Below are 24,257 nucleotides of genomic sequence, written 5' to 3'. Positions count from 1 at the left end.
AGTTTCTAATGAAAGCTTAATCAAGCTAGCTAGGGTGTCTAGGTACACTAAAAATAAAGTCGTATGTGGCTGAAACTTGAAAAAACAATCTACTTAATCTGGATTAGGGCGACTTCGATGCGGATCTAACATTCTGGCGATTCGATTGCGATTTGTCTCTACTACTTTAAAGTTCACATCTCAACTACTGAAACGCATGGCAGCTTCTCAAATTAATTTCACCGAGTTAGGTACCCGGTTTCAAAGAGGTTCTACGGCTCCAAGGCTAATCAACGAGCCTGCGATCGCCGCGAAAGGCATAGAAATGGTATACCATGCGGGTACCCAAAGCTTTCATGCGCTTCAAGACATCAATTTAGAAATCGCTAAAGGAAATATTCAACTGCTGATGGGTCCATCCGGATCAGGAAAGACAACTTTGCTGTCAATCCTGGCAGGAATTCTAACCCCAACCAGTGGCAGCGTGTTCCTGCTGGGCGAAGAGATTACACGTATGTCTCGGCAGCAGCTTTCTCGGTTCCGGCTAAGGAACATTGGCTTTATTTTTCAGGGATTTAACCTGTTTCCGGCACTGACGGCAGTCGAGAATATCGAGGTCATCCTAAAACTAAAGGGCTACCGAGTAGGGGCGGCTCATAAAGAAGCCTTATTTCTGTTGGAGCAGGTCGGGTTGGGAAACAAGGCAAAGAATTTGCCGCAAGATTTGTCAGGTGGACAAAAGCAACGGGTGGCGATCGCCCGTGCCCTGGCTGGTGATCCCCAACTCATCATGGCAGATGAACCTACAGCTGCGCTTGATTCTCAAAGTGGTCATGCTGTGATTGCGCTGTTGCGAAACTTGGCAAAAGAAGGCGGACGCAGTGTGCTGATGGTGACTCACGACTCTCGCATCATTGATGTCGCTGATCGGGTTGCGTACTTAGAAGACGGGATTTTGAAGCGGTAATAGACATCTACCGCTTCAAAACTTCTCGGAGTGTTGCTTCGACCGAGCGAGGTTGCCAGCCCAGTTCTTGAACCGCTTTAGTTGCGTCTACCCGAACGCAGCGATCGTAGATGTAGTGAACCCTTTCTCGGCTCAGTGGAGGTTGCCAGGAAAGTAGCCGTCCTACCGGATCAAGCAAATTTCCTAAAACCCGGACGATCGCTTTTGGCGCTTCCCCAGGTGGCGCGATCCCAGTTTCTTGACTGAGGAATTGAAACATTTCACGAGTCGTCATTTCCCCAGCAGAAAGGATGTAGTGGGAACCTGGCTGGGCTTTATCGGCAGCCAGCAGCATTGCTTCTACCAGATCGTCTACGTGGACGATCCCGGTGATGCGATCGCTCCCCGCCCACAGCTTCAGCCGCCCTTTGAGAAACTGGTCGATTACTGGGCCAAAGTGGGGATCATCTGCCCCAAAAATGCCTGACGGCATGACGCTAACGACAGGCAGACCCTCAGCCGCAAACTGATCGACTAGCTGCTGAGCCTGATATTTAGTGCGATCGTAGCCTGACGAAAACCCCTTTTGGGTACGCTGGAACGTTTCGTCGATCACTCGCCCCTGAGTGTCACCGTAAATGCCAATCGTGCTGCAATAGACGACTTTAGACACGCCAGCTTGCTGGGCTGCCTGCATCACAGCACGAGTTCCTTCTACGTTGACCTGCTGCATTTTGGCTTCATCGACTACGCCCAGTTCTACATAGGCAGCCGTGTGAAATACAGCATCAACGCCCTGCATTGCGGCTTGCAGTGCTTGAGAGTCAGTCAGATCGCCATAAGCCAATTGCACTTTACAGTCGGACAGACGAGACAAATCGCTAGATTTGCGTACCCAGCCTATGACGGTATCTCCTCGCTGTTCCAATGCCTTCACCAAATGCGATCCGGTAAAGCCATTGGCTCCTGTGACCAATGCTTTCATTCTCTGCGTCCCCATTACTAACCCTGAGAATTAACCTGCTCCACAACCTGCTTGAAGAAGTTGGGTTACGCTTTGCTTCACCCAACCTACGGCTGTTTACACCAGTGTTTTCTCATAGATTCGGTAGGTTTTGTAGACTTTTGCTCCGGTCGCTTCAACGACTTTACGAGAAGGAGAATTATCTTCGTAGACGTATCCTAGTTCTGCTTGCTTGTAAGGTTTGCCTTTTTGCACGCCACTCTGCATTCCCAGATGGATCAAAGCTAGAGGCACCATTCTGCGGCGGTGTTCCGGTAGAGCGCAAATGACGATGACTCGTGCCTGGTTGATCTGACGGCGATACCAGAGCAGTTTGAGAATGCCTAGCCAGTTGAGCTTGCCGCCAACGTGCTTGAGCGCAATGTTGTAGTCAGGCAGCGCCATGAAGAAGCCGACCATTTCCCCTTCGTATTCAGCAATCCAAAAGATGTCGGGATCAACTACGGTTTTGAGGTCTTCTGCCTCTTCCCTGAATTCTTCTAATGTCCGGGGCGTGGAACTGTAGTTGTTGGCAAAGGCTTTGTTGAACAGATAATAAATTCCCTCGACATCCTGATCGAACGCTTCGCCTTTAAGATTGACCCGACGAAAGCTCACTCCTGACTTAGCAGCAATACGATAGCCTTTTTCATACTCAGTCGGAAGGGGGCGATCGAGGGGCAAGTGATAGGAATAGGCATCGATCGCTTTTTGCCAACCATCCTGCTCAATGAATTGGGGGTAGTAGGGCGGGTTGTAGGGCATCATGATCGTCGGCGGTGAGTCAAAGCCATTCACCAGCAGCAGGCAATTGTTGTGGGTGGAGAGGTCGATCGGTCCTCTCGCTTTGGTCATCCCTTGCTCTCGGAGCCACTGGCAGGCAGCTTGCAAAAGAGCCTGGGCAACTGCCGAATCTTCTACGCACTCAAAAAAGCCAAACAGTCCAACGTTCTTGCCTTCCCGCTCGATCAAACGCTGGTTCACAGATGCCACGATGCGGCCAACGACTTCCTCACCGGATTCGCCCTTCACCGCAATAAAAGCTTGCAGTTTGCCGTACTGAAGAAACGGATTGTCTGGGGCAAGCTGCTTGGCAACGCTACTGCGGAGGGGGGGCACCCAGTTTGTGTCGTCAGCATAGACTTTTGCAGGAACGTCTAAAAACTGCTCGATTTCTTCTGGGGTGGCGATCGCTCGAACTTGAACAGCCTTGGATGAAGTACTAGTTTGAGTCACGTCAGTTACCAATAGTTTCTATAGTGTTTTGAACATTCAGCAGGAGAGCTTCCAGTCTGGGTGAGGGGGTGTAATAAAGATGCCTTAGTGTACGGGTAAAAGCGGTACAACGTAGAAGTTTTTTATCGATTTAGTCCCAGTTTTGACCCGAAACGACGGTCTGACGGTTAACCTAGATCAGGTGGTGATTGAATTATTGTGACCTAGCATGAGCAACACTGTCCTTTCGATCACAGATCCTGAGTTTGACGCAGAAGTTTTAAGCGCCACACAGCCTGTGTTGGTTTACTTCTGGGCTTCGTGGTGTGGCCCTTGCCGCTTGATGTCGCCAGTAGCAGATTGGGCGGCCCAAACCTATGGCGATCGCCTCAAGGTCGTCAAGATGGAAGTCGATCCCAACCCGGAAACTGTAGCAAAGTACCAGGTTCAGGGAGTTCCTTTTCTGGTTCTGCTAAAGCAGGGCGAAGTCCTTACTTCGACAGAAGGGGCAATGAGTAAGCAAAAACTAGAAGCGTTTCTCACTCCTTACTTACCCACAGCGGCTTAAGTAATAAGCCAGTCCGTGTAGGTCCGGACTTGCCCATCCTCCTACGCTATCAATCTGGGCTACAACAAGACCATGCAATTTGCCAAACGTTTGGAGCCGCTGCAAGCCAATGTGTTTGCAGACATGGACCGGGCTAAAGCCAGAGCTAAGTCCGCAGGTCAAGATGTGATTGATCTGTCGTTGGGGTCTTCTGACTTGCCTGCATCAGAGCATGTATTGGAGGCGATCGCCACTTCCCTGCGCGATCCTGACACTCATGGCTATCTGTTGTTTCATGGGACTCGGGCGTTTCGGCAAGCTGCGGCACAGTGGTATACCCAGAGATTTGGCATCGCTGTAGATCCAGAAACCGAAGTTTTACCGCTGATTGGTTCGCAAGAAGGGACGGCACACCTGCCGCTAGCGATCTTAAATCCAGGTGATTTTGCGCTGCTGCAAGATCCTGGCTATCCTTCCCATGCTGGGGGCGTATATTTGGCGAGCGGTCAGATATATACGATGCCGTTGTTGGCAGAAAACGGATTTTTACCAGTTTTAGAAGATATTCCTGAACCCGTGCTGAACCAGTCGCGGATGATGGTGTTGAGCTACCCGCATAATCCGACGACGGCGATCGCTCCCCTCTCATTTTTCCAAAAAGCGGTTGCCTTTTGTCAGCAACACAACCTGGTGCTGGTTCACGACTTTCCTTATGTTGACCTGTATTTTGACGGCAGCGCTCCCCCTTCTGTTCTCCAGGCTGACCCGAATAAGACTTGCTCGATTGAATTCTTTACCATGTCAAAGTCCTATAACATGGGGGGCTTTCGAGTGGGCTATGCGATCGGCAATAAGGAGTTAATTCTGGCGCTTCGGCAGGTAAAAGCGGCTGTGGATTTCAATCAGTATCGCGGCATTTTGAATGGGGCGATCGCTGCTCTCACTGGACCGCAAGCCGGGGTGAATGTCGCAGTTGAAACTTTCCGTCAGCGTCGGAATGCCTTCATCGCTGCCCTGCACCAAATTGGCTGGCAGGTGCCCTGTCCTGACGCGACGATGTACATCTGGGCAAGACTGCCAGAACCCTGGGTGCAAGACTCCATCCAATTCTGCACCCGTTTAGTGGAAGAAACAGGCGTTGCCGCTTCTCCTGGGGCAGGTTTTGGTAAGTCGGGTGAGGGGTATGTCCGATTTGCCCTGGTGCATGAACCAGCGATTTTAGAATCTGCTGTGGAGCGCATGGCAAGGTTTTTTAACCAATATAAATACCACCAACTGCTTAGCTAACTTGGAATTGCTGTTTTTGGGTTAGGTACATTGCAATTCCCTTCTCGTAATAAGCAGCTTCGTTGATGAAAATAGGGTAGACGGTTGTGCTGCCTTGATAGGCGATCGCATCTCCGTCAAATGTTAAAAACATTGGGTCACCAGGATTCAAGTCCTCATAGTCTTTGAACTGAAGCCGAGGATGAATCATCGCTTGAATCTCACCGTTTTTGCCCTTAGGATAATCGACTGCATTGGCATGTTGATAAACAGTTAATGATGTTTCTTCTAGTGAAACTGTGTTGCTGTTGTACTGTTCTAAGTAATCCAAAATTGCACAAACTAATACTTCAGTTTTTTGAAACAGTTCTGCGTGTAGTGTTCCGTGGGCAACGGGTCCGACTTCAATCCCGACTCCATATCTAGCAATTGATCGCAGTGAATCTTGACTGCGGCCCGAAGCAGCAGAACTGTAAACTTTGAGCTCAGGCTGTTTGCAGCTCAGGTAAGCTGCCAGCTTTAAAGTGAAGCAGTCAAGACTATCTAAAATCAGCATCAACCCTGCATTAGAGTCAGTGCCGTGCTGATCAATGGCAAAGTCCACAGGCATTTGTCCTGCTTGTCCAAACTGGCTCTTGATCTCTCTGGCTCGCTGAACTTCATAGTCAAGATCTGTTGCCTTCCCCTCTGGAATATCAAAACAGCGATTCAAATCTTTATCGATGTAGCGTACCCCTGCTTCTATAGCCCTAGGATTGCCTAATACAGTTAACGTCTCAAAGCTTGGTCTATGGATCAGTTCGGGACATCGCTCGTACTTTCTAACTGCATAAATTCCATTTAGCTCGTTGCCGTGCGTTCCACCTGCAATTAACACCCGTTTGATTTTGTTCATTTCTATCCTTACTGTCCTAGCAAGTGTGATGAAGAGTTTTGCTTAGCTAGACAACAGGATATGGGGAAACCCACATGACAGAATAACCTGTAGAGCCTCAGTAGCCTCACTCCAGATCAAAGATTTAAGGGGGGAAATGGTTTTACCATTTCCCCCCTTAAATCTTTTGATTGGGTTTAATTAGCTGCCTCAGCTTTTTCAGCAATTTGAGTGTTGGTAGATGCGCTCTAGCTCATCGTAAAAGGTTAGCCAGCCTGCACTTCTGATGCATGACCGTTGTTTGCGCTGACGTTAGCCATGCTGCTCATGCTTGCATCAGCCGTAGCAGCTAGCTTCTCCTTGTCTAGCCGCCGCTTGCGGGCGTAAAGCTGAATAATTGCCGCCATTGCCACGATCAGAGCCAGAACACCCCAAGCCGTCACATCCGTAGGCAAATTATTCTTAAATACCGCAAGCAGCACAATCACTACCAAAAACACTGTGGGAACTTCATTGAGCCATCGCATTTGCTGACTACCTAGAGCAAACTTGTCTGTGGCCATTTGTTTCATCAAACGAGCGCAGTAGTGGTGGTAGCCAATCAGCACAGCGACAAGGCCCATTTTGACGTGGAGCCAGGTATCTCTGAGGAGTTCAGGGGCAGTGACTAGCATGGCGATCGCCATCACTACCGTTAACACCATACCTGGCGTAGTAATCAGCTTATAGAGCCGCTTCTCCATGATCTGGTACTGCTGTTGAAGAATGCTACGGGCTGGCTCTGGCTGCTCATTTGCTTCGACGTGATAGACAAACAGACGCACCAAATAGAATAAGCCAGCAAACCAAACCACAACGCCAACAATATGAAATGCTTTGAACCAGAGATAATTCATGGGTCAGATCCTCTATAGCTGCTACAGCCAAGACCTAATTGTATCGAGTCAATTGCAGTCTTTTAAGGGGCAGCGCCAATGCCTTAAATAAGCTTAACGAGAGAAGCACTCAGACAAGCATTCAGTCAGAATGCCTTAAGCTACGCCTCAGACAGCGTGCTTAAACAGCGTATCTAGATAAACTCTGGCAGCACGACGGTAGCTCCGAGACGACTCGACGCTGTCGCTATTGCCATTCTGTAACAGAAACAGTGAGAGAGCAGCAGAAAACACCCGGTCTTGATCCCAGTCAGGATGGGTTTCCAGGTAGCCTTGGAGCGATTCATGTAACTCTTCAGGGATTTCTGCCAAGATGCTGACGGTTGCGTTCATGGAAACCTCTGGTAAATGGGCGAATGGACAAAAACACCTGCCTGTGGCGCGATCGCTGCCATAGTTGCAGCTAAAATCAGCGCCAACGCGACTCTAAGCTAAGTTTGAAACTTTCCCGCAAATAATCCACAGATAATCCACAGGCAGATCCAGACCGGCTCAAATCGGAGCGCTTTTTAGGTAGGTCGCATCATTGTGCGCTAGAGGGGGGTAGGCTTGTCAATGCTGCAAAATGTTGCGATCCTCTTCAGATAAAAATAAGGTTTACGGAGGAATCAGGGTTTCAAGGCATTTCTTGTTACACAACTTCATCATAAGACGGTGGTTTATGAGAAAGCTGCTTTTTAAGACTGAAATCCCCAACAACACGGCAAGTCCTTATGCTCTCGTTAAGGGCTGTGGAAAACCTCAGCTAATCTGTGGAAAAACCTCAACCCACTTGTGGAAACAGTGTGGAATGCGTGGGGAAAATCAAGCCAAAAGATAAGAATTGCAAAAAGTTGAAAAGTCAGAAGTTGCTGAATCTTGTCCGTGTTCCTTGCTTCTGCTAAAACCCAATCTGCAAGCGAGGAATGCTCCTAGAATAGATCAAGTGTTCTGTTGTGTCTATGCTGAAATAGAACACTTGATCTATAAGGGTTGCGATTGACAAAGGACATTTCTGAGAAAAATTCTGTCCGCGCAGAGGCGAGCGAGTGTTCGCTCCTTTCGGAGCTTTGCTAGCTGAAGCAATTTGCTAGCTTTTGTTGCTTGTGCTTTACCTTGCATTTCCTCAGAGAGAGGGATTATTGCTTTTCCACTATTGCTTTTCCACAGACACTTGGAGTTTTGCTTATGCTGCGATTAGGGGTGTGAGGGGTGATCTGAAAGCAGCCGATTTTGATAATCTTCTAAAGGTGGGTTGTTCTTGAGGAAGCAAGGTTCGGCACTGCTTTCTCAAAAGTTTGCTTTTTAGGGTGAAAAGGTTGAATAGGGCAGATACCGTAACAAAATCACCCGAGTTGATTACTGAATGAGTGGTACTGAGATTTAGGTATGCAGACTTACTATTACGCTTTAGCCAGTCAAAAATTTTTGTTGGAAGAACCCATTGACGAGGTGTTGCGGGAGCGGACACGCAACTATCAGGATCAGGGGAAAGAAATCGATTTTTGGCTGGTTCACCAGCCTGCCTTTTTGCAAGCACCTGAGATGGCAGCGATCGCTGCTAAGTGCCCCAAACCTGCTGCCGCAGTTGTTTCAACCAACCCGCAGTTGGTTACTTGGCTGAAGTTGCGACTGGAGTATGTAGCAACGGGTGAGTTTCAGGCTCCCTCTGCGACGATTCCTGATCCGCTGGCTTCTCTGGCTTCTGTGTCTTAAACCGTCATGGGCGACCCAATCATGCGCCAAACTCCAATAAAGCTGCCAATCAAGCTGTGTGTCTTCTCAGCGAAGGTGGCGCTTGCTGCTGTAGTTGCGGGGATCACCTTCACGGGAATCAGTATCACGGGGATTAAGGGGCAGAGGGCGATCGCCCAGTCTGCTCCTGCCTGTGAGCCACCTGCGGCAGGAGAATATCTTCTTTTGGTCGTCAGCGAATCTGGACAAACACCAGAACAGCTTCGGCGTACCTTACCGCCTAACGCCTCCACAACGGTTTGCCGCTATTTGGACAACACAGTTACTCGCGTCGGTGGCTTTACTGATGCTGAGGTTGCCAACTCGTGGGCGCAGTATTTGAGTGACCTTGGCGGAATGCAAGCATTTGTTGCCCGTCCGTCTGAAGCGGCTTCAACTCAGGCACAAGCTCCCAATACGCAGCCTCCTACTGCTGCATCTACTGAGGCACTGTCTTACAATCCCCAGCCTCTAGCCGCAGGCTATGCAGTGCTGGTTGACTACTTCAATCGTCCAGAGGTAGCAACTGATGTGCAGCAGGCATTAGGTAGTCAGGTGGGGCTGGTTTCCTATGGGCAGCGTCCTTACCTGTTAGCGTTGCATACCTCCGATGCGGCTGTAGCAAATTCTGTATTGCAGCGATTGAGCGATCGCAACTTCTTAGCATTAGTTGTTGATAGCCGTCGCGTCGTTTTGTTGACCCCAGCGGTCGCCTCCGTGGATTGAGCGATAGACAACGCTAGTCCCCTCAGTTCGGACAAGAAACAAGGGTAGAGCTTAAGCCCTACCCTTGTTTCTTGCCCTGATAGATTTTGAAGCGTGAATGGAAGGCCCCCCCGCCGCGCTTCCATTCACGCAGAAGGTTTAATGAATCAAGCTGGGCCAGCTAACCAGGAGATCGTGATGCCTAACAAACAGCCGACAATTACCTGAACGGGAGTATGTCCTAGCAGTTCCTTGAGGCGTTCTTCGGCAAACTCGGTGTCGCCCCGAAACAGTTCGTCCACGATCTGGTTGAGGATGCGTGCCTGTTTGCCAGCAGCCTGACGGACTCCGGTTGCATCGTACATGACGATGATGGCAAAGATTAGAGCGATCGCAAATTCGCTGCTCTCCCACCCCATTAATTGTCCTACCCCAGTTGCCAAGGACGACACCAGAGCAGAATGGGCGCTGGGCATTCCGCCAGTTTCAACAAGCGTGCGAAAGTTAACCTTGCCGTGTCGAGCAAACTCAAAGACTAACTTGAGCACCTGAGCGATTAAACAGGCGATGACTGCGACCAGCAGTACGTGATTATCCAAAATTGCACTAATGTCCTGCATGACGGCATCCCTCCCTTAGTGAGTCCTTAATAAGTTCGGGCAGTAATGTAGTCGGCGATCGCCATCAAAGGCCGAGCGCTTTCTCCAAAAGGCTCTAGCTGCGCTTTAGCATGAGCGATTCGCTGTTCTGCCTGACGCTTTGACTCCTCAATGCCCCAAATGCTGGGATAGGTCACTTTTTGAGCCTGCAAATCTTTGCCCACTGATTTGCCCAATTCCTCTTGGGTTGCCGTAATATCCAGCACATCATCCACGATTTGAAAGGCTAGCCCAATATCTTGAGCATAGCTGGAAAGCCTTTGAACGTTAGCTTCTGACCCACCTGCCAACACTGCCCCGCACACTACAGCGGCTTCGAGCAGCGCTCCTGTTTTGTGGCGATGAATAAAATCAAGCGTTTCCAACGCGACATCGACCTTGCCTTCAGACTCCAGGTCAACCACTTGACCCCCAACCAGTCCGGCTGCACCCACCGCTCGCCCTAGCCGTGAAATGACTTGCAGAACTTGCTCAGCAGGTACTCCTTGAGTTTGCAGGGCAATGAACTCAAATGCATAAGCTAACAAACCGTCTCCCGCTAAGATCGCAACGTCTTCCCCATAGACCTTGTGATTGGTCAGCTTGCCCCGGCGATAGTCATCGTTATCCATCGCAGGCAAATCGTCATGAATCAGAGACATCGTGTGGATCATTTCTAGGGCACAAGCCGTTGGCATTGCCATTGCAGCACTCCCGCCCAGCAGTTCACAGGTTGCCAGACAAAGAATTGGGCGCAGACGCTTGCCCCCTGCCATGAGAGAGTAGCGCATTGCTTCATAAATCTTTTCCGGATAGACGACTGCAATGGACTGGTCCAAGGCGGATTCTACACGAGCTTGTTGGGCGGATAGGTAAGTAGAAAGGTTAAACTCTGACTGAGATAAATTCATGGCGTTAGTCACGGCTAGCCCTTGATTCCTCACACTTCTGATTCAACTTAAAATTTCCGTTTGTGCTACGAAAGTTTTGCACAGTTTGCGCTCAAAATTATCAGAACTTACGCATTCACGAAGAATAGGGGCTTAAACTCCTAGTTAGCGTTTGGACTGCTCGAATCTGGAATTCTGTCTGCGTAAGTTCTGATGGTCGTAGCAGCCACTTAGGAAGATTTTACGATTGCAAGTGTCTGCAAGGATATAGCTAGAGATTAATCTCCGCTTAATCTCAGGGGTGTAACTTGCGACGGTAGCTCCATACGGTGTTGTATAACAACATGGCAACCGTCATTGGACCAACTCCACCGGGAACGGGCGACAGCCACTTGGCTACCTTCTGGACGTTGTCAAAATCTACGTCACCTACCAATCGGGCTTTGCCAGTCTCGTCTACGATCCGATTGGTGCCCACGTCGATCACTGTTGCACCGGGCATAACCATGTCTGCTGTGACGAGATTAGGATGACCGGCGGCTGCAATGAGAATGTCTGCACCACGGGCGATCGCCTCCAGATTTTGGGTACGCGAGTGGGCAACTGTTACTGTTGCATTCGCATTCAGCATCATCAGTGCCAAAGGTTTGCCAACCAGCGTACTGCGTCCAATAATCACGGCGTGTTTGCCTGTCGGGTCGATTTCATACGCTGCCAGCAAACGCATAATCCCGGCTGGGGTACAGCTTCGCAAGCCAACTTCAGCACGTACCAGTCGTCCCAGGTTGAGCGGGTGCAGCCCATCGACATCTTTATCAGAATCAATCTGACTCAGCAGTGCAACAGCATCAAGATGATTGGGCAAGGGAAGCTGAATCAAAATGCCGTCTACCGTTTCATCTTGATTAAAGTCGTGGATAAGTTTTTCTAGCTCCAGTTGAGTCGTTTCTGCTGGCAGATGTTTGCCTACGGAGGCAATGCCAACTTTTTCACAAGCCCGCTCTTTGCCTCGCACGTAAGATAGGCTAGCAGGGTTATCTCCTACCATTAGCACTGCTAGCGCCGGGGGACGGCCCATCTGGGGCTGCAAGGTTTCGATCTGTTGAGTTAACTCAATGTGTAACTGTGCGGCAAGTGCTTTGCCATCTAATATGCCAGCTCTACCAGTCATGTCTTAGCTCAGTGTCATTGTGAATGGGAACAGTCGTGCAAGTTGATACAACTAGACACTCAAGGTTTACAGCTTAAATCCTTCACCGTAGTAATTTTACGTTCGTAGATAGAAGCTGCTTAAAAAAACATGCCCTGGGTAGATAGAAGTTTCTCAGAAACCGTGTTTCAAATTGTTAGCTCTCATACCAACTTTCTTTAAGTCCGCATATTTTGGAACGTGTCCCGCATAGGTGGAGCCTGTTTCAAAATATGCGGTTTCATGTAGAAGCGGTATTCAGTTTATTTTTGGGTTTTTAGCAATGCAGGCATAATGTTTCGCAGATGCGGTTGCTGATAAAGAGAATTTCTAAGCAGGTGATACGGTTGGTTAGAGTACGAGTTTGGCAATTTAGCATTCTGTTGGGGTTAATTGGGCTGTCGGGTTGTGCGGGCTGGTCAGAGGCAGTTTGCTTGAATGGACTGCAGCCAGGACAAGTTAGACCGATCGAGCGGATTCAAACTTGCTCTGCAACTAACCAGCTTGTGCGGCTGCAGGGCACCGTGGGCGATCGCGCTCCTTTGCTAAACGGGCAAGTTTACCAGCTTCAAGACAGCACAGGAACAGTCTGGGTTTTGACTTCTGATACAACCCTGGAAACTGGGGATCAAGTTTTAATTCGAGGACGGGTCCGATATCAAAGTATTCCTCTCGCTGGGCGGGAGCAGGGAGAATTTTATGTTGAAGAATTAAGCCAACTCGAACGCAGCGCAGCGGGTTCTCGTAGCTTTGATCCTCACCCTTCAATCCTTACTGCTTTATGATGCAAGCTGAAAAAGATAGCCGTCCGGCTGTAGCGATCGCCATTCTCTATCAAGACCATCAGTTTCTCATGCAGCTTCGCGACAATATTCCAGAGATCATTTACCCTGGTCACTGGGCTTTTTTTGGTGGACACCTGGAGCCAGGAGAGTCACCTGAGGTGGCAATGCGGCGCGAATTGCTAGAAGAAATTGGCTACAGTCCCCCCAGTGTGGAAGAATTCAAGGATTATGCGGATGCTCATGCGATTCGGCATGTCTATCACGCGCCTCTCACGGTACCTGTCGAGACCCTGGAGCTAAATGAAGGGTGGGATTTGGGGTTGTTTACCGTAGAGGATATTGTGAGGGGCGATCGCTACTCAGAACGCGCTGGGCAAGTGCGTCCCTTAGGAAAACCGCATCAGCAAATTTTATTAGATTTCCTCAAACGTTAGCCTTGTTAAATTCTTAAAATTGTGGAACTTGCGTATAGTATCCGGGAAAGCGTTAGAGCCAAACACGTTTCGATCAAGATTTCCCTACGGGGTGAAGTAGAGATCATTGTCCCAAAAGGATTTGACCAGCGACGTGTTCCTGAACTTCTTCAGCGGCGGCAAGACTGGATCGCTAAAACAACCGAACGAATTGCGACGGAACGGCAGGCTACTCCGGCTGAGCCAACTGGAGCATTGCCCGACCAAATTGAGTGGCGATCGCCCCCCCTGACCTGGACGGTTGCCTATCTTCCGTCTGACGCGCCCAACCTATCGCTCACGACTCAAAAAGCGTCCCATCAACTCATACTACGTGGGCCAACCCATCATCTAGAAGCCTGTAGGCAAGCCCTGAGACAATGGCTCACCCGCCAGTCCTACTGTCATCTGGCTCCCTGGTTAAAACGAACTAGCAAGGAGATTAGTCTGCCCTATAGCCGCGTTTCTGTACGAGGACAAAAGACCCGCTGGGCAAGCTGTTCTAGCCAAAAGTCAATTAGCCTCAACCACAAACTGCTGTTTCTGCCGCCTGATCTGGTTCGGTACGTGTTCATCCATGAACTGTGCCACACGGTTCATCTCAACCATTCCGCCAAATTCTGGGCACTCGTGGAAAAGAAGGAGCCTAACTATAGAGCGCTGGATGCTGAGCTAAATAAAGCTTGGCGCTACATTCCCGCCTGGGTCGAGCAATCTTTTGAGTAAGGATGAAAAGACCTACCAGTTCTTTTCGCAAATCTGTTATTATGATGTTTCGTCACCTGGAGAGGTGGCTGAGTGGTCGAAAGCGGCAGATTGCTAATCTGTTGTAGGAACAGTAATGCCCTACCGAGGGTTCGAATCCCTCCCTCTCCGTTTGAAATTAGGTACAGCGGCAACCATACAGGTTAAGCAAAAGGAATGGGTAAGGGCTTAGCCCTTACCCATTCCTTTTGCTAGCTTGCCTTAAAATATTGCTTCCAGAATTCTAACGATGCTTGTGATGGGCGAGAGTAAGAAGCCTGCGGTATCGGAGAAAGAGGCTAAGCTAGAACGCTCTACAATTACCGTGTCATTGCTGCGAAGGGGCGGATTTGCTTCCGGGTCAGCCGCCTGAGCCAGGTCAACTTCGATCGTTTCACGGGCAACGGTGCCATTGGGGTTTAGCCGAACCAGCTCAACGTCGCCTTCACTGGCGCGATTGTTGAATCCGCCTGCTGCTAAAATCGCCTGGTTTAGCGGTGTGTTAGGCGGAACGGCGATCGCCCCCGGCTCAACCACTTCACCAACCACATTCACCGTAATTGTGTCAGGCGAAAAGCTAGCAGAGGAAATTTCTGTGGCTTCAGCAGGGCTGAGAGCAGTTGCCGTGGGAATGACAATAGTGTCACCGTCTCGCACGACTAAATCTTGGCTGATGTCACCCGTTCTCAGCAGTTCCCACAGATCTACCTCTAGTTCCTGGCTGGAACCGCCCAAACGAGGGGCAGGACGACGCACCAGCACTTCACGCACATTGGCATCTTGGGTAATGCCGCCCGCAAGCTTGATCACCTGCGTCACGGTTGGAATGCCTGCAATCTCTTCCTCAGAAACGACGTAGGTGCCAGGACGCTGCACCTGTCCGGCGATCGCAATATTGATTGCCCCCGCTTCCAGCAACGTGATCGTCACAAAGGGACGGCGCACATAGACTGCATAGCGATTTGAAATTTCAGCAGAAGCCTGGTCGATAGTCAATCCACGCACGGGCACAACGCCAATTCGAGGCAGACTCAACGTCCCGTCTGACAAAACCTGATATTCACCGCTGTATTCAGGTACTTCAAAAAGGTCTAGCCGGACGCGATCGCCAGAACCCAGCGTGTAGTCTTGTAATGATTGAGCTGGATCAGCCGGAGCAGGCGCACCTGATTCCTGTGGGACAGCGGCAGGAGGGGTTGGGTTAGGAGCAATCCCCTTGTTTGAAGGGATTTGAGCGATCGCCGAGGGAACTTGGCTCAACACAATCAAATTGCTCAAGGCTATGCCCATAAATTGCGTTGTTCGCTCCAAACTCCTAACCATTCAACCCTCCGAAATGTTACTGAGTCACTTCAGCTAAGCCGACTGCACGAGACGATAACTCAATTCGGCGTGCGGCATTAGCCCAGTCTGTCCAAATTTCACCAATCAGATTCAACTCTTCACGAGTAATTTTTTCAGCGGCTTTTACAGCCTTTTGAGGTTCGACGCCTGCCTTGATTAATTGTTCCTTGTAGGATTGCTTTAGGGTGTCAATCATAGGTTCGTCATTCAACTCCGTGGATGGATTTGTGTGGGCTCGATGCCATAGCCGTTACCTCTTTGGAGGTACTGATGAAGCAGACTATAGCAGTAGAAAATGTTAAGAGATGTAATGTATCTAACAGGGAGCACAAGAGCTTAGCGTTTCAGGAGAGAAACTGCATTAAATCTGTCTTTGGACATAGAGCAACAGATTGTTTTGGGAGGCTCACAGAACCGCTATTTCTACTAATCGCTTTAGTAGGCGTTACGGCTGTTAAAAAAGACGAAAGCAGTTCTAAAGATGATGCTCAAATCTAGCCCTAAAGACCAATTCTTTAGATATTGCAAGTCGTATTCAACACGCTGTTTCATCTTGTCGAGCGTATCTGTCTCTCCTCGAAAGCCGTTGATCTGTGCCAATCCGGTAATACCAGGTTTGACTTTATGGCGCAGCATGTAGCCATTAATCAACTTGCGATACTGCTCGTTGTGATAAATCGCGTGAGGACGCGGTCCAACGATGCTCATTCTCCCTTGCAGGACATTGATGAACTGGGGCAGTTCATCTAGTGAGGTGCGGCGCAAAAATCCTCCAAACTTTGTGATTCTGGGATCATTCTGCTTTGCTTGAACGACGTTTTCGCCATTCTCCATGACCGTCATTGAGCGAAATTTGTAGACGGTAATTTCTTGTCCATTTAAGCCATAGCGCCACTGCTTAAACAACACGGGTCCAGGTGAAGAAAGCTTTACGCCAATCGCAATAGTCAGCATTAAGGGTGACAGAAGGGCGATCGCTAAACTTGCAACAATAATGTCGATCGCCCGCTTCAAAACAGACTGTACTCCTGAAAAAGGAATTGTCCAGGCTGCAATTAAAGGAATGCCATTAATCTCGTGCGTTCTGTCTCGCATCAAACTAAATTTGAGAACATTTGGTACAAAATAAACGCAGGCAGTTGTGTCCTGTAGTTCGCGCATCAAGGTGTTAAGCATTTCCTCATTCTTCATCGACGTGGCGATGTAAACTACGTCAATGTGATGCTTGCGAACGTACTCTGGCAGTTCCTCTAGAGTGCCAATTAGCTTACTGTTCGTAAGTTTTGGCTGAGAGGATATGACCTGGTCAAAGAAGCCATGCAAGTTGATCCCCAGTTTGGGGGAGTTGCGAATTTGTGCCGCTAAATCTAGTCCTGATTCGCTAATGCCCGCAATTACCGCTGTTCGTGTGTTGCAACCCAAGGTTGGAAGCTGATGTAAAAGTGCCTCCAAGTTTAGGTGAAAGACATACAACCCAATTGGAACAGATAATGCCCAGGCTAGCAACAGTTCGCGAGAAAAGTAATTTGAGCTATGGGTTAGATAACCTAACAGAAATAGCAACGCTAAAATGATTCCCCAACCCAGCAAAATCCGGGAAGATTTAGCGATTAGCTCATCTTTTTGATCGGCGCGATAGAGCCCTGTTGCTTTGAAAATGGAAGGTGCTAGCAGAAATGTCAAAGCCGCTAGCAGAATGTAAGGTGTGGTGAATGGGACACCATACAACTGATTCCAAATGGACAGTAAAGCGATCGCTACAATCGGGTCACATACTCGCTGTAAGGGCAGTAATGTAGAGCTATAGTCTCCTAGCAACTTCAGATTATTGGCTTGCATTTAGCAACTCCTACACTACGCAGAATCGTGATAGCTAATCGGTCTTTACCGATGGATTTTTTGCTTGATTCAGGTAGATGTCCTGTGACTAACAGCATCTCATTAAAGATGCTTGCTCTAGATTTGATAGCAGATGAAAAAGATAGGAGACTGAAAAGTCGCTCACTTGAATTGACGGGTTTGTTTTCCCTTAAGTTCCAAATTCACACCCAGCGCATCAACTCATGCTGTTCTAACTTTTCACAATTTATGGGTTTCCTAGTCCTTGCTATTACCTATGAAGTATAACGACTGAAATCGAACTCTATCCTGTGTCCAAACTCACACTTCATGAAAACTTAAAGAATTACTTCATGAAAACTTGACAGTAGGTTCTGGTTTTATGACCCTAATTTTCAGAACCTTTTCAAAAGTCACCCCAAAGCATACTAGAAACGGTTAAAACCTATACCAAATCTGGCTTTTTAGAAGGTTTTTAGCTGCTTAACTATTCATCCTTCCAAGAATGCTAGCGATCCGGATCGGATGAGATTAAAGATGACATTGGTAAACTAGAAGAAGGCAAAATTGATTTACCCAATCAAGCTGCTAGGCAAGTGGTCATCACTGAACGAAGTTGTAGGGTGTGTTAGGCGAGTCTACAACGCACCCGTCCTTCAGGGCTACGGAAAGATGCGCTACGCTACTGCTAACGCATCCTACGATAAATCAAGGCCACCTGCTTAGGGTTTCAGCTTTAACCCGTTGATCCTATTTACTCCTAATCCGTTCATGGTTCTATCTTTTAGTGTTATGCCACTTTTGCCCTCAGCCTTTGCTGCGCTCTGGTCTTTGCCGTTAGATAGCCTGATGTCCACTCAAGGCATCATGGTGATGCTGCTGGTTGCCTATGCTGGGGCGATGTGGATGTTTTTAACCAGTGCGCCCAAGGTTCATACGGTGATGGTGTCCGACTTGGAACTGGCAAAGCAATTTTATGAAGGACTGCTTGACCTGGCGGTTGCTGATGTGCCGCTGCACTACTACTACAACTACGAGCAAACGTTAGGAACGGCTGGAATTGACCCTTTTTACATGTCTGCTGGGGCGATGGGTCAGCCTGCAACGCAGCAGGCAAACAGCCCAGATGGCTTGTGGTATCAGCTCAAGAAAAATACGCAGCTACACATCATTAGCGGAGCCAGCTTAGGGCAAAAGGACCGTCAGCGTCACGTTTGCTTTGACCACGATTGTCTGGAGCAGGTGTTGCTGCGGGTGCAGTCACGGGGCGTGAGGTACAAAATTCGGCGAGAAAAGCCGCTTAACTTTTTGGTTAAAGATATAGATGGCCGCGTGATCGAGATGGCAGAAATCTCCAACTAAATTAGACGCCGTTACGCTAATACCGTTTCTACAGAAACAAGCTACAGATGGAAGGGCATCCCGCGAAGCGGGATGCCCTTCCATCTGTAGCTCTAATTTTTGGAAGTAGGATAACTGCCGTTGGGGAGGGTGACGGTGAAAGTGGTGCCCTGGCTAGGTTTGCTTTCGACCTGGATTTGTCCCTGGTGATTTTCTACGATGACTTTGGCGATCGCCAATCCCAGTCCGGAACCCGTCGTTTTTGCCACTTGATACCCAACCGAGGGTTTAGCGTGGGTTCGCGCTGGGTCAACTCGATAGAAGCGATCGAACAAATGGGGTAGCGCTTCCTCAGGAATGCCAACGCCCGTATCTGTGACTTGAATTTGAAGTTGATTTAGTCCGTGGTGCTTTGCGTGCTGAAGCCTAACCTGGACTTCGCCGCCTGATGGGGTGTACTGAACGGCATTGCTGACCAGGTTGGTAAATAGCCGAGTAAACTGATCGCGATCGCCCTGAGTTTTGTATCCTGAAGTTCCTTCGTCAGCAATCTGGAATGAGAGCGCGATCGCTTTTTCACTGGCGATCGCCCCCTGTTCTTCCAAAACTTCTTCGATTAGCTCGTCCAAAGCGATGGGATCAGTGCGTTGAGTCATTCCCCCATCTTGTCGCGCCAGAAATAGCAGGTCATCTACGAGCCGTCCCAGACGGCGAGTCAGCCGTTCAACCACTCGTAACTGACTTTGCAGCAGATGTGGATCGGGGTCGGGATCGGTCAAGGCAACCTGCACGTTGGTTTGAATCACCGCGATCGGATTGCGCAATTCATGGGATGCATCAGCGGTAAACTGCTTGAGCCGCTGGTAGGAGTCGCGCACGGGAGCGATCGCCAACCCCGATAGCAACCAGCCAATCGCTGCCACTGCCCCCACCATCAGCGCTGTTCCCAGGCTCAGATCAACAATCAGTTGCCGACTTGGTTTTGTGACCTCAAACCAGGGATGGCTGACCCGCAGATAGCCTAACACCTGCCGCCCAATTTGCACTCGCTGAGTCAACTGACGCAGCAGATGGTCAGCCGTCAGGTGGATCGTTTCGCCATCGCTAGGATGCAATGGAATGTCAAGCGGGCTGGAGAGGGTAGACCAGAGTAGTTCTCCGGTTGGGCTAAACCATTCCAGATCAATGTGGTCGTCCTCAACCGTCGCCGCATTGTCGTGAAAGCTGGCTTCGATGTTGATTCGTAAGGGTGCTTCAAGGGTTGTCCCGTCCCAGGGCGATCGCTCAATCACCAGCGATCGCTGTACTACCTCCACGACATGGTTGAGCGTATCGTCTACCCGTTCTACCAGCGTACTGCGGACATAGAGATAAAATCCACTGGCAAACAGCAGCAGTAGTACAGCTGTAACTGCGGTATACCAGAGCGCAAGACGACGACGAGTGGCTTGAAACATGTTATGGTTTGTGAATTCTATCTCGCTGCTTTTATACTCCGATATTTCACCTCGCTCTAGCTATTGAGGGAAACAAAGAAGGGTAAAGGTAGTTTTTCAGCTTAAAGATCAAGCTCTTGGTCAGCGGACAGTCTTAGAGACCAGCAAACTGACTGCTCAAATCTACGGATGCTGCTCATTAAAATTGCTCACACGGCCTGTCAATTAAAGGACACAGAGCTTTACATATCTATATAGTTATGCCTGCATCCGGCTTGATCCTGTGCTAGAGTTACATCGAGCATTAAGTTCGGTTGATAAGGCTCGTTTTCATATCTCCGAATCTCAATCTCTACACACTCGATTTGGAGATTTTCCATGTCTATTTACGTTGGCAACCTTTCTTACGAAGTAACTTCTGAGGATGTAAGTGCGGTTTTTGCCGAATACGGAACTGTTAAGCGCGTTCAGCTGCCCACTGATCGTGAAACCGGGCGCATGCGTGGTTTTGGCTTTGTCGAAATGTCTTCTGATGCAGAAGAGGCAGCTGCAATCGAGGCTCTAGATGGTGCTGAGTGGATGGGGCGTGACCTGAAAGTCAACAAAGCCAAGCCTCGTGAAGAAAGAAGCCCCGCAGGTGGCAACCGTAGAAACAACAACCGGGATGGGTTTTCTCGTCGCTACTAAGTTCTAAGTCCTTTCGACTAATGCTATTCGCCTTTTAAGGCGCTAGCTCTAAGCTGTTTGAGCAAGCGGGGTAGGCTTCTTGTTCTACCCCGCTTAAAAATTTTAAGCCTTTGCGAGATCCTATCTGTTTTCCATTGAGATGGACTTTAGGTGAGCCAGGCGACTAACCCATACGCAGAAGGAGACGGCATGACTCAAGTTATTGTTGGTGAAAATGAAGGGATCGAGTCTGCTCTACGTCGATTTAAGCGGCAAGTTTCTAAGGCAGGAATTTTTTCAGATATCAGAAGATTGCGCCATTTTGAAACTCCCATCGAGAAACGCAAGCGCAAGGCGATCGCCAGAAGACGCAAACGCCGGTTTACTCGTTAACCATTTTTGCTTGTGATGAAACTCCAAATTAGGTGCGAAAGGCGTATCTCTTCCGAGGATGCGCCTTTCGCATTTTTTAGTGTTCTGGCTGTATTATTGCTTCTGCCCTAACTCAGTCAGGAATCGTAGTGCTTTGGCGACGTAGCTAGCGCAAAGGTAAGGTGAGCTTTCATAGAACGACCGCCACGCACTTCCTTTGTTTTCGTCATAGCGATCGGTCTGTTCCGGGTTTTTGTCCAGCCAGGCCAGGCGAACTGCGTGTCCAATCAGCACATCCAGGACGACGTACTCCTCAATTTGCAGGTCGGGGTTGCGGTCGGCGATCGCTGCCAGTTCCATTAGCGCCTCAATATTGACGTGACGATATTCGGGAGCCTCCATCTTGTTGAGCAGATGTTCAATTCGCAGGGCAAAGTTTTTTTCACCCGGTGTCATCTCAGCCAGAATTAGTTCGCTATCCAGACGATTCCGCCGATCGAGTTTATCGCCGATGACGAGTCCCTTTGAGTGTTGTAGAACCTGCCACACCTTGGGGTAAAAGTTTCGGGGAACGCGGTTAAGTGCGCCATCACGCTGTCGCTGTCGCCACCAGCTATCGGTGGGTGGCTCCACTTCCTTGGTTTCTGGAGAAACGACCCATTGAATATCGCTTTGCTGCCTGACGTGCAGCGACTCTCGCTGAAACAGGGTTTGGTTTAACCCGGCGTATCCTTCCAGGACTTGACGTAAACGGGTTTTGACCTCAAACGGGCTAAGCTGCATTAGATGCTCGTATGCCTCGTCCTGAGTCATGTTTAGCTCTCGCGCCAGTTCGCTGGTGATCAGCAAAATCAGGTAGCCGACTCGCAGGGTCAGCAGCCCATTGAATAGATGGGGATCAGTTTTGATCAAGATGCCCAGGTAGATCAAGATTTCTTGGGTGATTGAGCGATCGCGCACATCTTTCCCGCAAAACTCCCGAATCTTGTCCATCACCTCGGTGTGCGACATGGGGCGAGCGATCAGCGATGCTTCACTGTAAGCTTTGCCGACCGTAATTTGCTTTTGCCGAACGACGATATCCGTCACGGCATCCGACAAGCCAATATCTACTTTGTTGAGCAAGCCCGCTGCCCGCCGAATGATCGCCCAAAGCTGTACCTGTCCAGCTTTGGTGTAAACCTCGTTAAGCAGATCGGCGACTGTGACAGGCTGACCCGGACCCGCAAACCCTGTATCAAACTCTAAGCCTCGCAGTTGCGTCAAACTATCCAGCAATTCAATTTGTTCGTACAAATTAGTTGCTTGGCGCAGGCTGCTAATCAAAAGCTGAATGTTCGTTTCGCACTCTAGCGTAAATTCCTGAGTGCTGTTCAGCAGCCAGTTTCGGTCTGGATGAAAAATCAAATACTGAGCGAGAGGCAAGGCATCCTGCACGAGTGATTGCATCAATTCAAGGCTGTGGACGTAGTCCACTCGTTCTGTGCCAGCCGTCAGCATAAGCTGTCGCAGGTGCCCTAGTTTGACTGCAACGCCATTACATTCCCCGTCACGCAACTCCTTGATTAGCTCTAACAGTGGGGCTTCGTCGATTGATTCTTGACCAATCTCAAACATGTCCTGGGTCAGCAACAGGGTCACAACCGGACGACCTAACTGATACCAGTGGCGCTTGATGTAAGCCAGTTCCCCTTTAATTTGGGCAACTAGAAAGTGGTAGTCCAGAGTTAGGTAAAACTGCTGCTGATCGAGAAAAGCAGGCAAAAACACGGCTGTCTCGCCCTGGAGGCGAAAAATTCTAGAAGTGGTCAGGCTGCGAAGACGGCGTACTGGACGACCGCTCAACCCCAACGGGTCATTGCGCCCTACTTGGGCGTAAATCATAGACAAGTCTTCCGCTTGACGCACCTGAACTGGCTCTACCTGCTTGGGGGTTTGAGTGGCAATGCCATAGGCAGCCAGTTCTTGTTGTAAGGATTCGTCCTCAGCGAGCAGCGCAATTTGCACCAGCGGTTCGCGGTGTTCTTCCAGGCGCAGGTGCCGTCCTAGCGGGTCAATATCACCGATCGCCAGTAACCCTTCTCGCAAAAACTGCCCCAGCAGATACAGGCTCTGGGCCCAGACCAGCGGCAGGTTTTCGTTGGGCTGGCGAGGTTGGCTATGGGGAATAGCGCGCTCGGCGGCAATGTTGTCGGCGGGCACATAATATAGCTCTGGCAATAGCTGTATCCCGTCCACGTTAACCAGTAATCCTTCTAGCCGTTTTTGGTAATCTTCGGACTGTTGGCGATCGCCCCGAAACAGCGCATCCAGCAGCAGGTACGTAAAAAATAGCGGCCACTCACACTCAATATTTTCAAACTGCTTCAGTTCCCAGGGTTCGTAGTGCAGACGACTGACATCTTCTAGCACAGTCTGGTGTCCGTCTCGCAAAAACCGCTTGCAGCCGTACTTGCCCTGAAGCTTGCTGACGACTTGATTACGAGTCCGCTCTACCAACGCGACATTCTCAACTGCAAAAGCCGGAAACCCAATCACGCTCAACAGCGCTGCATCCACTTCTTTAGAATTGGACTCTCTGGGCAGCAATGACTCCAGCGTGATCCGGGCGCGGGCGATCTCGTCAGGCAAAACGTGGATGACCGATGCCTGACTCCCCTGAACACCAAACAGATTCAGCCCGTTCATCGCTTCCAGTGCGGCTTTTGCCATACCGACCGAGCTAGCGTTGAGTTCAGCCTTGCCATGATTAATTTTGTTGCCCCGCTCCCAAATGCCATAGTCGGGAGTCCGGTAGGCGCGACCGATGTAATAGACCAGGTTTTGAATAAAGTTGACCTCATCCAGGGTGAAAATAATTTTCAGCCCAGAAGCTGTCATTTGCGCCAGCATCAGCAGGTATAGCGAGGTCGCATCCAGTTGCAAATGTCCCCATTCGTCATCGCCAACCACCGTGTCACCCGTTGCCGTGTCGTATTTGGCGTGAAGGGAGTCTAGCGTTGCCTGAGTCTGTTTGAATCGCTCTACTTTGTCAGCCTGCCGCATCATTGCAAACAGCAAGCCACGCATGAGCTTCACGACGCTGTGTTCTAGCTCGTAAGTGTGTCCTTGGTCTTCGTCCACTTTGCGGTAGGCTAGCGCCAACCCCCAAACCGCCAGAATGCTGTAGACGTTATCTCGGACCCAGGCATCCGTATAATCCCCGTGAATGTTGACTGCTGTGCTTGCAGGCAGCAGCCCGGATACTGGGTTTTGGCGAGACAAAATAACGGCTTTAACCTCCTGGTAATACCCTTCTAAGCGGGTTTTGAGTGACCCAAAAACGGCTGGCTGAGTGGTTTGAGCAGGCTGGGAGGTTGTAGTTTGCATATTCTGATG

Annotated in this window: 24 protein-coding genes and 1 tRNA gene; 12 read left to right on the top strand and 13 right to left on the bottom strand. The window is 49.6% G+C overall.

Translation table 11 applies throughout. The annotated features are described in order from the left end of the window. Positions 1-196 precede the first annotated feature (196 nt). Positions 197-946: an ABC transporter ATP-binding protein gene (locus H6F88_RS11720; protein WP_190642916.1), complete on the top strand. Its 750-nt coding sequence runs from the start codon at positions 197-199 to the stop codon at positions 944-946. 7 nt (positions 947-953) lie between these two features. On the opposite strand, the gene H6F88_RS11715 is transcribed toward H6F88_RS11720, so the two are convergent. Together H6F88_RS11715 and H6F88_RS11710 are read right to left on the bottom strand one after the other, a co-directional pair. Then, the gene (locus H6F88_RS11715) at positions 954-1,910 is read right to left on the bottom strand and encodes an NAD-dependent epimerase/dehydratase family protein (protein ID WP_190642915.1); all 957 of its coding nucleotides are present in this window, start codon (positions 1,908-1,910) and stop codon (positions 954-956) included. A 96-nt stretch (positions 1,911-2,006) separates the two neighbouring features. After that, a complete protein-coding gene (locus H6F88_RS11710; RefSeq protein ID WP_190642914.1) occupies positions 2,007-3,164 on the bottom strand; it encodes a hypothetical protein in 1,158 nt (385 codons plus the stop codon). Between the two features lie 208 nt (positions 3,165-3,372). Between H6F88_RS11710 and H6F88_RS11705 the strand changes: the two genes are divergently transcribed. Beyond that, entirely contained in the window at positions 3,373-3,711 is a 339-nt protein-coding gene (locus tag H6F88_RS11705; RefSeq protein ID WP_190642913.1) for a thioredoxin domain-containing protein, read from the top strand. Positions 3,712-3,783: 72 nt separating this feature from the next. Next, positions 3,784-4,977: an LL-diaminopimelate aminotransferase gene (locus tag H6F88_RS11700; RefSeq protein WP_190642912.1), complete on the top strand. Its 1,194-nt coding sequence runs from the start codon at positions 3,784-3,786 to the stop codon at positions 4,975-4,977. Here H6F88_RS11700 and H6F88_RS11695 read toward each other — a convergent pair. The 3 genes from H6F88_RS11695 to H6F88_RS11685 form a co-directional block, all read right to left on the bottom strand. Then, positions 4,970-5,851: an aspartoacylase gene (locus tag H6F88_RS11695; protein ID WP_190642911.1), complete on the bottom strand. Its 882-nt coding sequence runs from the start codon at positions 5,849-5,851 to the stop codon at positions 4,970-4,972. The two genes, H6F88_RS11700 and H6F88_RS11695, sit on opposite strands and share 8 nt — an antisense overlap. A 245-nt stretch (positions 5,852-6,096) precedes the next feature. Then, positions 6,097-6,726 carry a protoporphyrinogen oxidase HemJ gene (hemJ, locus tag H6F88_RS11690; RefSeq protein WP_190642910.1) on the bottom strand — a complete coding sequence of 210 codons (630 nt, stop codon included), beginning with the start codon at positions 6,724-6,726 and terminating at the stop codon, positions 6,097-6,099. A 147-nt stretch (positions 6,727-6,873) separates the two neighbouring features. Further along, complete coding sequence (locus H6F88_RS11685) at positions 6,874-7,098, bottom strand: DUF2811 domain-containing protein (RefSeq protein WP_190642909.1); 225 nt, start codon at positions 7,096-7,098, stop codon at positions 6,874-6,876. Positions 7,099-8,133: 1,035 nt separating this feature from the next. Between H6F88_RS11685 and H6F88_RS11680 the strand changes: the two genes are divergently transcribed. Both H6F88_RS11680 and H6F88_RS11675 read left to right on the top strand, forming a co-directional pair. Next, positions 8,134-8,460, top strand: a complete 327-nt coding sequence (locus H6F88_RS11680; protein WP_190642908.1) for an MgPME-cyclase complex family protein — start codon at positions 8,134-8,136, stop codon at positions 8,458-8,460. A gap of 6 nt (positions 8,461-8,466) precedes the next feature. Further along, on the top strand, positions 8,467-9,204 hold the full coding sequence (locus H6F88_RS11675; protein ID WP_199333560.1) for a hypothetical protein: 738 nt from the start codon (positions 8,467-8,469) through the stop codon (positions 9,202-9,204). Positions 9,205-9,350: 146 nt separating this feature from the next. Here H6F88_RS11675 and H6F88_RS11670 read toward each other — a convergent pair whose 3' ends face one another. The 3 genes from H6F88_RS11670 to folD all read right to left on the bottom strand — a co-directional run bounded on the left by H6F88_RS11670 (position 9,351) and on the right by folD (position 11,882). Next, positions 9,351-9,803 carry a divergent PAP2 family protein gene (locus tag H6F88_RS11670; protein ID WP_190642907.1) on the bottom strand — a complete coding sequence of 151 codons (453 nt, stop codon included), beginning with the start codon at positions 9,801-9,803 and terminating at the stop codon, positions 9,351-9,353. Positions 9,804-9,829: 26 nt separating this feature from the next. Then, positions 9,830-10,732, bottom strand: a complete 903-nt coding sequence (gene crtE, locus H6F88_RS11665; protein ID WP_190642982.1) for a geranylgeranyl diphosphate synthase CrtE — start codon at positions 10,730-10,732, stop codon at positions 9,830-9,832. 274 nt (positions 10,733-11,006) lie between these two features. Continuing rightward, on the bottom strand, positions 11,007-11,882 hold the full coding sequence (gene folD, locus H6F88_RS11660) for a bifunctional methylenetetrahydrofolate dehydrogenase/methenyltetrahydrofolate cyclohydrolase FolD (protein WP_190642906.1): 876 nt from the start codon (positions 11,880-11,882) through the stop codon (positions 11,007-11,009). 356 nt (positions 11,883-12,238) lie between these two features. On the opposite strand from folD, the gene H6F88_RS11655 reads away from it, so the two are divergent. From H6F88_RS11655 to H6F88_RS11640, 4 genes are all read left to right on the top strand, one after another. Further along, the gene (locus tag H6F88_RS11655) at positions 12,239-12,685 is read left to right on the top strand and encodes a hypothetical protein (protein WP_190642905.1); all 447 of its coding nucleotides are present in this window, start codon (positions 12,239-12,241) and stop codon (positions 12,683-12,685) included. Next, positions 12,682-13,119 carry an NUDIX hydrolase gene (locus tag H6F88_RS11650; protein WP_190642904.1) on the top strand — a complete coding sequence of 146 codons (438 nt, stop codon included), beginning with the start codon at positions 12,682-12,684 and terminating at the stop codon, positions 13,117-13,119. The genes H6F88_RS11655 and H6F88_RS11650 overlap by 4 nt, the downstream gene beginning before the upstream one ends. Positions 13,120-13,140: 21 nt before the next feature. After that, positions 13,141-13,863 (top strand): SprT family zinc-dependent metalloprotease, encoded by a 723-nt coding sequence (locus tag H6F88_RS11645; RefSeq protein ID WP_347277692.1) that lies wholly within the window; start codon positions 13,141-13,143, stop codon positions 13,861-13,863. A 58-nt stretch (positions 13,864-13,921) separates the two neighbouring features. After that, positions 13,922-14,013 (top strand) — tRNA-Ser (locus H6F88_RS11640). Between the two features lie 90 nt (positions 14,014-14,103). Here H6F88_RS11640 and H6F88_RS11635 read toward each other — a convergent pair. The 3 genes from H6F88_RS11635 to H6F88_RS11625 all read right to left on the bottom strand — a co-directional run bounded on the left by H6F88_RS11635 (position 14,104) and on the right by H6F88_RS11625 (position 17,064). Beyond that, on the bottom strand, positions 14,104-15,204 hold the full coding sequence (locus H6F88_RS11635; protein ID WP_190642903.1) for a polysaccharide biosynthesis/export family protein: 1,101 nt from the start codon (positions 15,202-15,204) through the stop codon (positions 14,104-14,106). 16 nt (positions 15,205-15,220) lie between these two features. After that, a complete protein-coding gene (locus tag H6F88_RS11630) occupies positions 15,221-15,421 on the bottom strand; it encodes a hypothetical protein (protein ID WP_190642902.1) in 201 nt (66 codons plus the stop codon). A gap of 239 nt (positions 15,422-15,660) precedes the next feature. Beyond that, the gene (locus tag H6F88_RS11625; protein ID WP_190642901.1) at positions 15,661-17,064 is read right to left on the bottom strand and encodes an undecaprenyl-phosphate glucose phosphotransferase; all 1,404 of its coding nucleotides are present in this window, start codon (positions 17,062-17,064) and stop codon (positions 15,661-15,663) included. Between the two features lie 771 nt (positions 17,065-17,835). Here H6F88_RS11625 and H6F88_RS11620 point away from each other — a divergent pair. Next, positions 17,836-18,426, top strand: a complete 591-nt coding sequence (locus H6F88_RS11620) for a VOC family protein (RefSeq protein WP_190642900.1) — start codon at positions 17,836-17,838, stop codon at positions 18,424-18,426. 92 nt (positions 18,427-18,518) lie between these two features. On the opposite strand, the gene H6F88_RS11615 is transcribed toward H6F88_RS11620, so the two are convergent. Next, positions 18,519-19,862: an ATP-binding protein gene (locus H6F88_RS11615; RefSeq protein WP_190642899.1), complete on the bottom strand. Its 1,344-nt coding sequence runs from the start codon at positions 19,860-19,862 to the stop codon at positions 18,519-18,521. A 357-nt stretch (positions 19,863-20,219) separates the two neighbouring features. Here H6F88_RS11615 and H6F88_RS11610 point away from each other — a divergent pair, with 357 nt between their 5' ends. After that, entirely contained in the window at positions 20,220-20,528 is a 309-nt protein-coding gene (locus H6F88_RS11610; protein WP_190642898.1) for an RNA-binding protein, read from the top strand. A gap of 189 nt (positions 20,529-20,717) precedes the next feature. Continuing rightward, a complete protein-coding gene (rpsU, locus tag H6F88_RS11605; RefSeq protein ID WP_190642980.1) occupies positions 20,718-20,900 on the top strand; it encodes a 30S ribosomal protein S21 in 183 nt (60 codons plus the stop codon). Between the two features lie 93 nt (positions 20,901-20,993). Here the strand turns inward: rpsU and H6F88_RS11600 are convergent, their stop codons facing one another. Beyond that, positions 20,994-24,248: a glycoside hydrolase family 15 protein gene (locus H6F88_RS11600; protein ID WP_190642897.1), complete on the bottom strand. Its 3,255-nt coding sequence runs from the start codon at positions 24,246-24,248 to the stop codon at positions 20,994-20,996. Between the last annotated feature and the right edge of the window lie 9 nt (positions 24,249-24,257).

The sequence above is a fragment of the Oculatella sp. FACHB-28 genome (genome assembly GCF_014696015.1).
Classification (GTDB): Bacteria; Cyanobacteriota; Cyanobacteriia; order Elainellales; family Elainellaceae; genus JAAUTN01.
The sequence above is the reverse complement of the archived record's forward strand: the minus strand, read 5'-3'. Positions and strand labels throughout refer to the sequence as shown.

What these genes read in the sequence shown, in the direction of transcription:
- rpsU (WP_190642980.1), top strand. Translation starts at nt 20,718, where the DNA reads ATGACTCAAGTTATTGTTGGTGAAAATGAAGGGATCGAGTCTGCTCTA.
- H6F88_RS11670 (WP_190642907.1), bottom strand. Translation starts at nt 9,803, where the DNA reads ATGCAGGACATTAGTGCAATTTTGGATAATCACGTACTGCTGGTCGCA.
- H6F88_RS11700 (WP_190642912.1), top strand. Translation starts at nt 3,784, where the DNA reads ATGCAATTTGCCAAACGTTTGGAGCCGCTGCAAGCCAATGTGTTTGCA.
- H6F88_RS11675 (WP_199333560.1), top strand. Translation starts at nt 8,467, where the DNA reads ATGGGCGACCCAATCATGCGCCAAACTCCAATAAAGCTGCCAATCAAG.
- H6F88_RS11635 (WP_190642903.1), bottom strand. Translation starts at nt 15,204, where the DNA reads ATGGTTAGGAGTTTGGAGCGAACAACGCAATTTATGGGCATAGCCTTG.
- H6F88_RS11650 (WP_190642904.1), top strand. Translation starts at nt 12,682, where the DNA reads ATGATGCAAGCTGAAAAAGATAGCCGTCCGGCTGTAGCGATCGCCATT.
- folD (WP_190642906.1), bottom strand. Translation starts at nt 11,882, where the DNA reads ATGACTGGTAGAGCTGGCATATTAGATGGCAAAGCACTTGCCGCACAG.
- H6F88_RS11600 (WP_190642897.1), bottom strand. Translation starts at nt 24,248, where the DNA reads ATGCAAACTACAACCTCCCAGCCTGCTCAAACCACTCAGCCAGCCGTT.
- H6F88_RS11695 (WP_190642911.1), bottom strand. Translation starts at nt 5,851, where the DNA reads ATGAACAAAATCAAACGGGTGTTAATTGCAGGTGGAACGCACGGCAAC.
- H6F88_RS11705 (WP_190642913.1), top strand. Translation starts at nt 3,373, where the DNA reads ATGAGCAACACTGTCCTTTCGATCACAGATCCTGAGTTTGACGCAGAA.
- crtE (WP_190642982.1), bottom strand. Translation starts at nt 10,732, where the DNA reads ATGAATTTATCTCAGTCAGAGTTTAACCTTTCTACTTACCTATCCGCC.
- H6F88_RS11720 (WP_190642916.1), top strand. Translation starts at nt 197, where the DNA reads ATGGCAGCTTCTCAAATTAATTTCACCGAGTTAGGTACCCGGTTTCAA.
- H6F88_RS11630 (WP_190642902.1), bottom strand. Translation starts at nt 15,421, where the DNA reads ATGATTGACACCCTAAAGCAATCCTACAAGGAACAATTAATCAAGGCA.
- H6F88_RS11625 (WP_190642901.1), bottom strand. Translation starts at nt 17,064, where the DNA reads ATGCAAGCCAATAATCTGAAGTTGCTAGGAGACTATAGCTCTACATTA.
- H6F88_RS11615 (WP_190642899.1), bottom strand. Translation starts at nt 19,862, where the DNA reads ATGTTTCAAGCCACTCGTCGTCGTCTTGCGCTCTGGTATACCGCAGTT.
- H6F88_RS11610 (WP_190642898.1), top strand. Translation starts at nt 20,220, where the DNA reads ATGTCTATTTACGTTGGCAACCTTTCTTACGAAGTAACTTCTGAGGAT.
- H6F88_RS11620 (WP_190642900.1), top strand. Translation starts at nt 17,836, where the DNA reads ATGGTTCTATCTTTTAGTGTTATGCCACTTTTGCCCTCAGCCTTTGCT.
- H6F88_RS11685 (WP_190642909.1), bottom strand. Translation starts at nt 7,098, where the DNA reads ATGAACGCAACCGTCAGCATCTTGGCAGAAATCCCTGAAGAGTTACAT.
- hemJ (WP_190642910.1), bottom strand. Translation starts at nt 6,726, where the DNA reads ATGAATTATCTCTGGTTCAAAGCATTTCATATTGTTGGCGTTGTGGTT.
- H6F88_RS11680 (WP_190642908.1), top strand. Translation starts at nt 8,134, where the DNA reads ATGCAGACTTACTATTACGCTTTAGCCAGTCAAAAATTTTTGTTGGAA.
- H6F88_RS11715 (WP_190642915.1), bottom strand. Translation starts at nt 1,910, where the DNA reads ATGAAAGCATTGGTCACAGGAGCCAATGGCTTTACCGGATCGCATTTG.